The following is a 13272-nucleotide window of genomic DNA, read 5'->3' on the forward strand; positions in this document are numbered from 1 at the left end:
ATTAGCATCCGCTATAGAAAAGGCTGGATACGTAAGGCCTACACAGACACGCCGAGCTTCCATCTATGGAGGCTTAGCTGCAGCATCCCTGCTGCAGACAGTCTGTTACGACCTTACGTATCCAGCCTTTTTTGTTGCGTGCTCGTAGGCCTCGCCACTGCACATTTAGAATAGGAGAGCCATGTAAAGCGAAGCTTATTTAGAGCATTACCCAGCAGCTTTTCATTAATTTACTATCTAAGAAAATTACTGTGCTTGGGCTGGCTCTATGCGGTACAGCTTTATTGCGCCCATGGCTGCTGGATAGCCCTTATGAATTGCGTAGGTGTAGCCAGAAATTATGTTGTCTGCTTGCACAAACAGGATAATGTTTGATGCAAAAGTTGTGTGTGACGCTTCAATTTCAATCACTTTGCCATCAATACTTATATTGTTAGCAGAAAAGCTTGATTGCACTTCATTGAAGGTTTTAGAACCCTTTCTATAAACCCGTAATGAACCTTGCTCGTCTTCATTTAGCTGTAGTAATGCTAATTCTGGTCTGTCTAAATACTGCATTACGCCAATCCAAGTGCCGAAAGGGTGTTCGGTCGTATTTTGTTCAGCATTAGCAATTAGCTGCCCACGTTTTTCAAGGAACTTTCTAGGCGTCGATTTTGCTTCTTGTTTTATCAACTGATACGTACGAGACATATAACTCTCTTTACCTTTAAAACTCGACTCAAGTACTTTTAAATCGGTATCTAGATAAGGAGATAACGTAATCGTACGCGTAACATCGCTCTCAATTATTGTTTTGATAGTACATCTATTTTCTATACAAACAATGTCGTCATTAGTGAAAGGTGTGCGACGCGCTTTCTTTAAACCACCTAGAATGGCTACTTCAAAAAAACTGTGCTCGCCACTTTCATTTATTTGAAGCAATCGAAACGTAAGGCCATCTTCACTTATGCCTTCCCATAATCCAGTAGGTAGTTCCAATGTACTGGCGATGGAGTGGCTATTGAGCGAGAACAGCGCAACAAAGAATAATAGTAGGGATATACGCATTTTTAATCCTTTAAAATATGAGAAAAGCCGCGTGTCCGATAATATGCGTATTTAGCTAATTCTCCAATATCTTTATATCGCCGCCCTACATTCGGGCGTGCGCCAGCTTGCTAGGCCGCACGAAACGGGCTTTCATGTCCTCATAAAGCTAGCTATTTAACTGTTGTTACCTATTTCAGTAGCGATACCTGCGATGGTTACCACCAATACGCACTTAAGGTAGTCGCTGTAAGCACTGGTCTTTTATGGGCAAGTGCTCGTGTTGCAAACTAATGCTTTCTATTATGGAAAAGCGTATAACTTTGACTATGCTTGAATCACGCTTTTTTGATGTCGAAGGTGATGTCGCAGCGTAACTCCATAGGTTAATCCTACAACTTAATTGACATGTGAGTTGTATAACGCAAACGAACAGGCAAAGAGGATGTAATATGAGCAATGCAAAGTTAGGTGATGTGAATGATTCGGCAAAAAAATGTCCGGTCATGCATGGTGGTTTAACAGCCACGGGGACAACAGTAATGGACTGGTGGCCTGAAGCCTTAAACTTAGACATTCTTCATCAGCACGATACGAAGACAAATCCAATGGGAGAGGACTTTGATTACCGTGAAGAGGTTAAAAAACTAGACTTTCAAGCCCTCAAAAAAGATTTGACTGATTTAATGACAGATTCTCAGCCGTGGTGGCCAGCAGATTGGGGACACTATGGCGGCCTAATGATCCGTATGTCGTGGCATGCTGCAGGCTCCTACCGAATTGCTGACGGCCGCGGTGGCGCCTCAACAGGCAACCAACGTTTTGCACCGCTTAACTCCTGGCCTGATAACGTTAACTTAGATAAAGCTCGCCGCCTGCTTTGGCCAATTAAAAAGAAGTATGGCAACAAGTTAAGCTGGGCTGATTTGTTTGTTCTTGCCGGAACCATTGCGTATGACAGCATGGGTCTTAAAACCTATGGGTTTGCCTTTGGCAGGGAAGATATTTGGCACCCTGAGAAAGATGTCTATTGGGGAGCAGAAAAAGAATGGTTAGCGCCTAGTGATGAACGCTATGACGATGTTGATAGCCCTGAAACTATGGAAAACCCTTTGGCTGCTGTGCAAATGGGCCTTATTTACGTAAACCCTGAAGGCGTTAACGGTAAGCCAGACCCACTTAAAACGGCAGCTCATGTCCGTGAAACCTTTGCGCGTATGGCAATGAACGACGAAGAAACCGTTGCATTAGCAGCCGGTGGTCACACGGTGGGTAAATGTCACGGTAACGGCAGTGCAGAAGCGCTAGGACCAGACCCCGAAGCCGCTGGTATTGAAGAAGCTGGCCTTGGCTGGATGAACCATGAAAGCCGCAGTATTGGTCGCGATACCGTATCTAGTGGCATTGAGGGCGCGTGGACGACGAACCCTACGCAATGGGATAACGGATATTTCCACTTATTGCTTAATTACGATTGGGAACTGAAAAAGTCTCCAGCGGGTGCTGAGCAGTGGGAGCCAATTAATATCAAAGAAGAAGACAAGCCTGTTGATGTTGAAGACCCATCGAAACGCTATAACCCAATTATGACCGACGCCGATATGGCGATGAAGTTGGACCCAGAATACAGAAAAATTTCTGAAAAATTTTATAACGACCATGAATATTTCAGCGAAGTATTCGCCCGCGCATGGTTTAAGCTTACTCACCGCGACCTAGGACCAAAAGTTCGTTATATAGGGCCTGATGTGCCGGAAGAAACGTTAATTTGGCAAGATCCGGTTCCAGAAGGCAGTACGTCTTATGACGTTGACGCTTTAAAGAGTAAAATTGCGGAGTCAGGCCTATCGGTTGGCGATATGGTGGCAACGGCGTGGGATAGCGCACGTACGTTCAGAAGTTCAGATTTACGCGGTGGTGCTAATGGAGCACGTATTCGTTTAGCCCCTCAGAAAGATTGGGAAGGCAATGAACCTGAGCGTCTTACTAAGGTGTTAGAAGTGCTTGCTCCTCTTGCTGACGCAGCAGGCGCAAGCCTTGCAGATACTATTGTTTTAGCAGGTAACGTGGGCATAGAAAAAGGTATTGAGGCGGCAGGCTTTGATGTACCTGTTCCTTTTTCACCAGGACGCGGGGATGCTACTGACGACATGACCGATGCTGAATCGTTTGATCCACTAGAGCCAATTGCAGATGGTTACAGAAACTACCTCCAAAAAGACTTTGCAGTTAAGCCTGAAGAGCTAATGTTAGACAAAACCCAGTTACTAGGCTTAACAGCAAAAGAAATGACGGTGCTAGTAGGTGGTATGCGTATGCTTGGCACTAACTATGGCACAAGTAAGCATGGTGTATTCACCGACAACGTGGGCACGCTGAGCACAGACTTCTTCGTAAATCTTACTGACATGAAATACACGTGGAAGCCGACTGGGAAAAACAGCTACGCCATTGTAGATAGAGCTTCAGGTGACGAAGTGTTTACCGCTACGCGTTTTGATTTAGTGTTCGGTTCAAACTCAGTATTGCGAGCGTATGCTGAGCTATACGCGCAAGATGATAGCAAAGAGAAGTTTGTTAAAGATTTTGTTGCAGCGTGGACAAAGGTGATGAACGCAGATCGCTTCGATCTTACTTGTTAGTACTTATCGTGGTGTAATTAAAAACACTTAAGCAATAAAAAGCCCGCTTCATCATCATGAAGCGGGCTTTTTTGTGATTGTCAGCTAAGCGAGGCTTTTGTAGACCAAGTAATAAGGTTATGCATTGTAATACAGAAGCCTCGCTTGTCAGGTTGTTATCCTGTGTTGCGCATTCCGATAGCGATACCGGCGATAGTTACCATCATAGCGCGCTCTAAGCTGGTGTTTTGTGCATCGTCACCGGCTTTACGGATACGATCTAGAAGTTCAATTTGCAGGTAATGAAGCGGTTGAAGATACGCTGCACGGATCTCCATCGACTCTTTACCTTGCGGGTCGTTCTTCATAATGTCGTCATCGCCTGTGATAGCCAACAGTGACGAGATGCTTTCTTTAAGCTCGCTACGCAGGGCTTCACCAAAGTGCTTAAGCTCTTTTGGTACAAGGCGTTCATCATAAGCTTCGCTAATGCGTGGGTCAGCTTTGTGAAACACCATGTCTAGCATAGAAAGACGCGAGCGATAGAACGGCCATTCGCTGAACATTTCGTTAACTACTTTCTCGTTCTCAGGGGTCTTCACGCTATCAATAGCGCGCATAACGCCTAACCAGCTTGGCAGTACTAAACGTGTCTGTGCCCAAGCGAAGATCCATGGTATCGCACGTAGGCTCTCAATTCCGCCTTGTGGCTTACGCTTAGCAGGGCGGCTGCCAAGAGGTAGTTTGCCTAACTCTTGCTCTGGTGTAGCCACGCGGAAGTAAGGTACAAACTCTTCATCGTGACGTACAGTTGCACGGTAGTTATCACGACCTTGCGCTGCCATTGCAGTAATAAGCTCACGCCACTCTTCTTTTGGTGCCGGAGGTGGAAACAACATGGCTTCAATAATAGCGCTGGCGTAAATACCTAGGCTGCGTTTAGCCAGTTTAGGCATACCGAACTTATAGCGAATAGTTTCGCCTTGTTCTGTCACGCGGAAACCACCTTCTAATGAGCCAGGAGGCTGTGAGTAAATAGCAGCATGTGCTGGCAATCCACCACGACCAATTGTACCGCCACGTCCGTGGAATAGGGTTAGGCTTACGTCAAATTCTTCTGCAATGGCAACCAAAGCTTCTTGCGATTGATACTGTGCCCAACCCGCAGCCAATGCGCCTGCATCTTTTGCTGAGTCAGAGTAACCAATCATGACAAACTGACGGCCTTTCACATAACCGCGATACCAGTCGATAGACAGGAGTTTGCGCATCACATCTGGTGAGTTGTTCAAATCGTCAAGCGTTTCAAATAGTGGTGCTACCGGCATTGGCCAGTCTACACCGCTTTCTTGAAGAAGCAGCTGGACCGCCATAACATCCGATGGCTCACTCGCCATAGAGATAATATAAATACCAAAGCCATGCTTGCTGTGTTTCGCAATTACTTTACAGGTATCAAGCACTTCTTTTACGTCATCAGATGCATCCCATTGTGCTGGGAATAGCGGACGTTTTGAACCAAGCTCGCGTAATAAGAATGCTTGTTTGTCGGCTTCGCTCCACTGTGCGTAGTCGCCTAAACCTAGGTAGCGAGTGAGTTCGCTAAATACGTCGGCGTGGCGCTCTGAATCTTGGCGCACGTCAAGGCGTAGAAGGTGAATACCAAATACGCGAGCACGACGAATGGTGTCTAGTAGTAGGCCATTAGCAACAACCTGCATACCGCAGTCTAATAGTGACTGATAGCAAAGCATCAACGGCTCGATAAGCTCATCGTCGCTTTCTATCCAGTTAGACGTGTCCGGGTTTTTACCCGCTAGGTAGTCGGCAATGCCGTCGCGAGTAGCAATAAACTTATTTACCAACGGGCGAAGTAGGGCGCGGTACGGTTCGTTTGCATCGCCTACTTTTTCACGTAATTCTTCGTTGCAGTCGTACATTGAAAGTTCTACTTGCAAACGATCAAGGTCGATAGCGAAAAGTTTGGCCGCGCGCTTTCTTGCCAGCAGCAATACTTGCTCGGTTACTTTTGAAGTAACAAATGGGTTACCGTCTCTGTCGCCACCCATCCAAGAGCTAAATTGTACTGGCGACGAGTCTAGCGGTAGTGATACGTCGTAGTCTTCATTCAAGCGACCATCAAGCTCGCGCATGAAGTCAGGTACCGCTTCCCACAATGAGTTTTCAATGACCGAGAAACCCCAACGCGCTTCATCAACAGGCGTCGGGCGTACAGAGCGAATTTCTTCGGTGTGCCAAGCTTGAGCAATAAGATCGGCAATGCGGGTTTCTATCTTTTTACGATCGACATCGGTTAGTGAGGCTTGATGTACAGCCTGAAGGCAGTCCGCTAGCTCTTTATGTTTGTGAATTAGAGTACGGCGCGTAACCTCAGTCGGGTGAGCAGTTAATACAAGGTCGATGTTTAGCTTTGCAACGGCGTCCTGTACTTTGTCAGCAGTCAGTTCCGCTTTATCTAGGTGTTTAAACAGAGCATCAATCGATGCATCGACATTCATTGCTGCGTTGTATTCTTGCTCGGCAATATTACCTAGATTCAAGAATTGTGCGAAGGCACGACCAACAGTAAGCAAATCGCTGTCAGACATTGTTTTGAAAGTTTCTTTCAGTTCTTCGCTACATGTAGCATCTCCCTGATAAGAAGCTCGGCCGCCTTTACGAATCTTTTCAATACGGTCTAGCCATTCTTGACCTAATTGATTTTTGATTGTTTCACCAAGGGTTTTGCCAAGGTATCGAACGGTATCTTTCAGTTCAGCATCGTAGTGTGTTTGCATGCTATCCTCCTAAATATATGGGCCTAACCATACTGTGTCCTTTACGTCTTGTCTAACCACTTTCGGTTATAATTTACAACATTTTGATACTTTTGCACCCTAGTTAACATTGCTCAAAGCAAGATATTTTGTGGTGTGATACACTCTTGCACCGGAAAATGCAGAAACATTCTCGCGTCATGCGTTTTGTTTGAAATTTGTACTGCATTTGTAATTTAATTTCAGGAGTTTTTGTGACTGATACATTCAATACAGTAGAAACCCAAGCAAGCTACGGCATTGGTTTTCAAATGGGTCAACAACTACAATCAAATCCGTTCGACGGACTAGCAATTGACGCTGTTGTAGCTGGCCTAAAAGACGCCTTCGCAGGTCAAGCACCTCAGGTTGATAACGACACGCTACGTGATGCGTTCGGCGAAATTCACAAGCGTATGCAAGCGGCGAAAGAAGAAGCGAGCAAAGCGGTTATTGAAGAAGGCACAAAGTACCTTGAAGAAAACGCGAAGCGTGACGAAGTAACCGTAACTGAATCGGGTCTTCAATACGAAGTTGTTACCGAAGGTGACGGCGATACACCAGATGCTTCGAGCACAGTACGTGTTCATTACCACGGCACGCTTATTAACGGTACGACGTTTGACAGCTCTTACGAGCGTGGTCAGCCAGCTGAGTTCCCAGTAGGCGGCGTAATCAAAGGTTGGACTGAAGCACTTCAACTTATGAAAGTGGGTTCAAAGTATCGTCTATACGTACCACATGACCTCGCTTACGGTGAACAAGGCGCAGGCGCAGCTATCGCACCTTACAGCACGCTAATCTTTGATGTAGAACTTCTTGACGTTCTAGGTTAATGATTTCTTCACAGGAGCGCTCAGTGGTGCTCCTGTGAATACCACTATTCTCTTATATTTCATCTATTATTCCTTTTTCTATCTCCTAGTCTTTCCCTGTACTTTTTTAGTCTTTGTTTGTTAGCGAACAGCGGACTAATAACTCGGCTGAGTTTGCTTGTCACTTTTTCAAATCTAACTATGTGATGCTACTATGTTTTGTTGGTGAGAATGTATGTATGCGATATGCTGACAAAAGCGTATGAAAGGTCAGCAGGGTTCCATCTGCTCCGAGTTGTTATCAGTGGCTTCGGCATTACAATAGCCCCACGCTCAAATAAGGAAAATTATTATGGTTATCAAGCCTAAAGTGAGAGGCTTCATTTGTACAAACGCGCACCCAGTAGGCTGTGCTAAAGCGGTTGATGAACAAATTGCTTATGTAGAAGCAAAAGGTGACTTAGGCGAAGGCCCAAAAAATGTACTGGTTATCGGTAGCTCAACAGGCTATGGCTTAGCGTCACGCATCACATCTGCCTTTGGTTATGGTGCAAAGACACTAGGTGTGTGCTTTGAAAAAGCACCAACGGAACGTAAAACAGGCACTGCAGGTTGGTACAACACTGCAGCGTTTCACGAAAAAGCCAAAGCGAAAGGCTTGTATGCAAATACGATTAACGGCGATGCCTTTTCTGATGAGATCAAAAACGAAACTATCGAAAAAATCAAAGCTGAAATGGGTAAGGTTGACTTGGTTATTTACAGTCTTGCGTCTCCGCGCAGAACCGACCCAGAAACTGGTGTGACTTACAAGTCAACGCTTAAGCCAGTAGGTGAGGCATACACCACGAAAACCTACGATACAGATAAAGATAAAGTGCACGAAGTAGCACTTGAGCCTGCCAATAACGAAGAGATCCTTCACACCATTAAAGTAATGGGCGGCGAAGACTGGGAACGTTGGATGGACTTTTTACGCGATGCAGATGTGCTAGCACAAGGCTGTAAAACCACCGCCTACACTTACATAGGTAAAGAGCTGACATGGCCTATCTACGGTCAGGCGACTATCGGTAAAGCAAAAGAAGATCTCGATCGCGCCGCTGCAGCTATTATTGGTAAAAACAGTGACTTGCTTGTACAAGCAAACGTAAGTTCACTAAAAGCACTGGTGACTCAAGCAAGTTCTGCCATTCCCGTCATGCCGCTTTATATTTCACTTATTTACAAAGTAATGAAAGAAGAGGGCACTCACGAAGGCTGTATTGAGCAAATTTATGGTTTATTCACACAATGCCTGTTTGGCAATACTCCAACGCTGGATGAAGCAAATCGCTATCGCATGGATGGAAAAGAAACCAACGATGCAACCCAAGCGAAAATTAAAGCGCTATGGGACCAGGTGACACAAGAGAACTTTCATGACTTAAGCGACTACAAAGGTTATCACCATGAATTCTTAAAGTTGTTTGGTTTTGACATTGACAACGTTGATTACGACAGTGAAGTTGACCCATTGGTTAAGTGGTAAAACCTAAACTTACCATTAATTAACTTAATGCTATTTGTGCAAAAGCCGTCTGATTTGACGGCTTTTTTGTGCCTAATTACAAGCCGATATAGGGGGTAAGAGCAAAAAATGTAAATGAATAAGACCAAAGGTTTACATTAAATTGTAGAAAAATTTGCCTTTATCTTGAAATAGCGTGGCACAAACGTATGGGTTAATGCTAAAATCCCGAAATTAAGTAGGGGTCTTTTCTGCCTCTACCAAAACAGCAGTGGCGATTGCAGCTACACAACAATAATAATAAGTGTAAATTTCTGCTGGTGGTCTATATAGAAAGGGCGAACAAAGCGTCCGCTAAAGGAATTATGCGTTACGGCTTCATAACAGGCTGACCGTAGCAATTGCAGCAAGTTCCATCATTCAACAAAAAAGGTGTCTAACACCTGTTAATAGTGCGTTTTTGCATGCTGACAGGCAGGTTTTCTGCGGTCATGCAAAAGGGTATTTCTATTAGAGTAGTGCAATTACATATGATAAAAATCAAGAAAGGTCTCGACCTCCCAATTGAGGGAGCGCCAAAGCAGGAGATTGCTGATGCATCTTCTGCAACGCGCGTTGCCATTCTGGGAGAAGAATATGTGGGTATGCGCCCTACCATGCACGTCCAAGTTGGCGATGTAGTGAAGAAAGGTCAGGTTCTTTTTGAAGACAAAAAGAATCCTGGCGTTAAATTCACTGCTCCAGCTGCGGGTGAAGTGGTAGAGGTTAACCGTGGTGCAAAACGTGTTCTTCAGTCTGTAGTTATCAAAATGAACGGCAGCGATGCTGTTTCATTTGATAAAATTGCAGCTGACCAGATCGCGAGTGCAACACGTGAGCAGCTTCAGTCAATCCTTGTAGAGTCAGGCATGTGGACAGCGTTTCGCACACGTCCATTCAGCAAATCGCCTCAGCTAGACTCTGTACCAAACTCAATTTTCGTTACAGCAATGGATACTAATCCACTTGCAGCAGATCCTGCTGTAATTATTGCTGAGCGCCAAGATGATTTCGTAAATGGTCTTAAAGCGCTAACGCAATTGAGTGGTGGCAAGACTTACGTTTGTAAAGCGGCAGGTGCTTCTGTTGCTACTGGCGATGCGGCAGTTGATGTTGAAGAGTTTGGCGGTCCTCACCCTGCGGGCCCTACCGGGAACTCATATTCACTTCCTTGATTCAGCCGGTATGAACAAAACGGTTTGGCATATTAATTACCAAGACGTTATGGCTATTGGTGCATTGCTAACTACGGGTGAATTAGATAACCGTCGTGTTATCTCAATTGCAGGCCCTGCTGCAACAAACCCACGTCTAGTGCGCACAGTAATTGGCGCAGACGTGACCGAGCTAACTGCTAATGAGCAGGTAGACGGTGAAGTACGTGTTGTTTCTGGTTCTGTACTTAACGGTACCACTGCAATGGGCGTACACGGTTTCTTAGGTCGTTTCCACACCCAAGTTTCACTATTAAAAGAAGGTCACGAGAAGAAATTGTTCGGTTGGATCCTACCTGGTTCAAACCAACACTCAGTGACACGCGCTTACTTAGGTCACCTAAGTGGTAGCAAGAAATTTGATATGACAACAACTACCAATGGTTCAGAACGTTCTATGGTTCCAATTGGTAATTACGAACGCGTTATGCCCCTAGATATCATTCCTACGCTTCTGCTTAGGGACCTGATTTCTGGTGATACTGACGGTGCTCAGACGTTGGGTTGCTTAGAGTTGGACGAAGAAGATTTGGCATTGTGTACTTATGTATGCCCTGGCAAATACAACTACGCTCCTATCTTACGCGACTGTTTGACCACGATAGAGAAAGAGGGTTAAGTCATGGGTTTAAAAGCGTATTTAGAAAAAATTGAGCCGGATTTCGAGCCGGGTGGTAAGCATGAAAAATGGTACGCGCTTTACGAAGCTGCAGCGACCATCTTTTATACGCCAGGTAAAGTAAACAAAGCTAACACGCACGTGCGTGACAGCATTGACCTTAAGCGCATCATGATCATGGTATGGATGGCAACATTTCCAGCTATGTTCTTTGGTATGTACAACATTGGTTTCCAAGCACAAGAAGCTATTGCCGCTGGTGCAGGAACACTGCCTGACACATGGCAGGCGGGTCTTTTCACTGCGTTGGGTGGTGATCTGACAAATGCTGGCATTTTAGGTCTATTTTTCTACGGTGCATGTTTCTGGCTACCTATTTATGCAGTAACGTTTGCTGTTGGTGGTTTCTGGGAAGTACTTTTCGCTTCTGTGCGTAAGCACGAAGTTAACGAAGGCTTCTTCGTAACATCAGTACTGTTTGCACTTACACTTCCGGCAACTATCCCTCTATGGCAAGTAGCACTAGGTATTACCTTCGGTGTTGTTATCGCTAAAGAAGTATTCGGTGGTACAGGTCGTAACTTCCTTAACCCAGCTCTGTCTGGTCGTGCGTTCCTTTACTTTGCGTATCCTGCACAAATCTCAGGTGACCAAGTATGGGTAGCAGCAGATGGTTATTCGGGTGCAACGTCTCTTAGCCAAGCAGCTTGGGGTAACCTTGACTACGCTGATATGACTCAGTGGATGGATAGCTTTATCGGTACCATCGCGGGCTCTGCGGGTGAAGTATCAACTCTTGCTATTATTCTTGGTGGCTTGTTCATCATGTACATGCGTATAGCAAGCTGGCGCATTGTTGCTGGTGTAGCGATTGGTGTAGCTTTCTTCGCTACCTTGCTAAACCTAATTGGCAGCGATACTAACCCTATGTTTGCAATGCCTGCACATTGGCACTTTGTTGTTGGTGGTCTTGCTTTTGGTATGTTCTTTATGGCGACAGACCCGGTTTCTGCGTCGTTTACAAACCAAGGTAAGTGGGCTTACGGTATCTTCATTGGTTTTATGACGGTACTAATCCGCGTCCTTAACCCAGCCTTCCCTGAAGGTGTAATGCTAGCAATTCTATTTGCTAACTTGTGGGCGCCACTGTTCGACTATTTCGTCGCACAAAGCAACATCAAGCGGAGGGTAGCACGTGTCGGCTAAGAAAGAATCTTTAGGCAAAACTATCGGTGTAGTAGTTGCCGTATGTTTGGTTTGTTCAATTGTTGTTTCTGGCGCGGCTGTTGGCCTTCGCTCTTTGCAGCAAACAAACGCGGCTCTTGATAAAAAGAGCAACATTCTTAATGCTGCAGGCCTTTACGAAATGGGCATGAGCAATAATGCTATCGAAAGCACGTACAGCGAACGAGTAGAGCAGCGTTATGTGAATCTTGAAGAAGGCACATTTGTTGAGGCGCCTGCTCCAGATTACGATATGTATAAAGCTGCTAAGCAGACTGAGTACAGCACAAAGGTAACTAACAGCAATGTTGGTTTCCAACGTCGCCCTAACGTGGCGAGTGTTTACTTAGTGCGCGACGAAGCAGGTGATGTATCTCGTATTATCTTACCTGTACACGGTAGCGGTCTATGGGATCTTATGTACGGATTCTTAGCGATAGATGCAGACGGCCAAACGGTTCGCGAGCTTATCTACTATCAGCAAAAAGAAACGCCAGGACTAGGTGGTGAAGTGCAAAACCCTGCATGGCAGGACAAATGGGATGGCAAAGAGCTTTACGAGAATGGCGAAGTTGCTATTCGCGTAGTGAAAAATGCTAACCCTAGCAATCCTCACACTATCGATGCGCTTTCAGGTGCAACCCTAACCAGCAACGGTGTTGAAAACACAATTCGTTACTGGGTAGGCGAGCAAGGCTTCGGCCAGTTCCTGAAGAACCAAGCATGGCGTTCATAAGGGAAGTCTCATGGCAGATACTAAAGAAATGAAAAAGGCCCTCTTTGGGCCAATCCTGGACAACAACCCGATCGCCCTACAGGTATTGGGTATCTGTTCAGCACTGGCAATTACCACTAAGCTGGAAACAGCATTGGTAATGTCGCTAGCGCTTACAAGCGTTGTAGCGTTCTCAAACTTGTTTATTTCACTTATTCGTAACCAGATTCCATCTAGCGTTCGAATTATTATCCAGATGACCATTATTGCGTCGTTGGTAATCGTTGTTGACCAAATTCTGAAAGCGTATTCGTACGAAATATCGAAGCAGCTGTCGGTATTCGTAGGTCTTATTATTACTAACTGTATCGTAATGGGTCGTGCTGAAGCTTACGCCATGAAGAGCCCACCTTTGATGAGCTTCCTCGATGGTATTGGTAACGGCTTGGGCTACTCTTTCATTCTAGTTGTTATTGGTACAATTAAAGAGCTATTTGGTTTCGGTACTATTTTAGGTTTCGAAATCCTCCCACTGGTTCAAAACGGTGGCTGGTATCAGGGTAATGGTTTGTTAATTCTACCATTCAGCTCATTCTTCTTAATCGGCGGTATGATTTGGGTTATCCGTACTATCCGTCCAGAGCAAGTAGAGCCTAAGGAGTAAGTC

The 13272-nt window shown here is 45.3% G+C and carries 8 protein-coding genes and 1 pseudogene; 7 read left to right on the forward strand and 2 right to left on the reverse strand.

All coding sequences use genetic code 11. The features are described from left to right. Window positions 1-246: 246 nt before the first annotated feature. A complete protein-coding gene (locus D1814_RS10510) occupies window positions 247-1053 on the reverse strand; it encodes a hypothetical protein (RefSeq protein ID WP_118492024.1) in 807 nt (268 codons plus the stop codon). A gap of 431 nt (window positions 1054-1484) precedes the next feature. Here D1814_RS10510 and katG point away from each other — a divergent pair, with 431 nt between their 5' ends. Next, window positions 1485-3674 (forward strand): catalase/peroxidase HPI, encoded by a 2190-nt coding sequence (katG, locus tag D1814_RS10515; protein WP_118492027.1) that lies wholly within the window; start codon window positions 1485-1487, stop codon window positions 3672-3674. Between the two features lie 155 nt (window positions 3675-3829). On the opposite strand, the gene ppc is transcribed toward katG, so the two are convergent. Beyond that, window positions 3830-6451 (reverse strand): phosphoenolpyruvate carboxylase, encoded by a 2622-nt coding sequence (gene ppc / locus D1814_RS10520; RefSeq protein ID WP_118492028.1) that lies wholly within the window; start codon window positions 6449-6451, stop codon window positions 3830-3832. A gap of 233 nt (window positions 6452-6684) precedes the next feature. Here ppc and D1814_RS10525 point away from each other — a divergent pair, with 233 nt between their 5' ends. The 6 genes and pseudogenes from D1814_RS10525 (at window position 6685) to D1814_RS10550 (ending at window position 13269) form a co-directional block, all read left to right on the forward strand. Next, a complete protein-coding gene (locus D1814_RS10525) occupies window positions 6685-7305 on the forward strand; it encodes an FKBP-type peptidyl-prolyl cis-trans isomerase (RefSeq protein ID WP_118492030.1) in 621 nt (206 codons plus the stop codon). Between the two features lie 331 nt (window positions 7306-7636). After that, complete coding sequence (gene fabV, locus D1814_RS10530; protein ID WP_118492032.1) at window positions 7637-8815, forward strand: enoyl-ACP reductase FabV; 1179 nt, start codon at window positions 7637-7639, stop codon at window positions 8813-8815. A gap of 509 nt (window positions 8816-9324) precedes the next feature. After that, window positions 9325-10666 (forward strand): annotated as a pseudogene (locus D1814_RS10535) (Na(+)-translocating NADH-quinone reductase subunit A). Between the two features lie 3 nt (window positions 10667-10669). Beyond that, a complete protein-coding gene (locus tag D1814_RS10540) occupies window positions 10670-11872 on the forward strand; it encodes an NADH:ubiquinone reductase (Na(+)-transporting) subunit B (RefSeq protein WP_015068141.1) in 1203 nt (400 codons plus the stop codon). After that, a complete protein-coding gene (locus D1814_RS10545; protein WP_118492034.1) occupies window positions 11862-12626 on the forward strand; it encodes a Na(+)-translocating NADH-quinone reductase subunit C in 765 nt (254 codons plus the stop codon). Before D1814_RS10540 ends, D1814_RS10545 begins: the two co-directional genes overlap by 11 nt. A 10-nt stretch (window positions 12627-12636) precedes the next feature. Next, complete coding sequence (locus tag D1814_RS10550; protein ID WP_118492037.1) at window positions 12637-13269, forward strand: NADH:ubiquinone reductase (Na(+)-transporting) subunit D; 633 nt, start codon at window positions 12637-12639, stop codon at window positions 13267-13269. The last annotated feature ends 3 nt before the right edge of the window (window positions 13270-13272 follow it).

Source organism: Alteromonas sp. BL110, assembly GCF_003443615.1.
Lineage (GTDB): Bacteria > Pseudomonadota > Gammaproteobacteria > Enterobacterales > Alteromonadaceae > Alteromonas.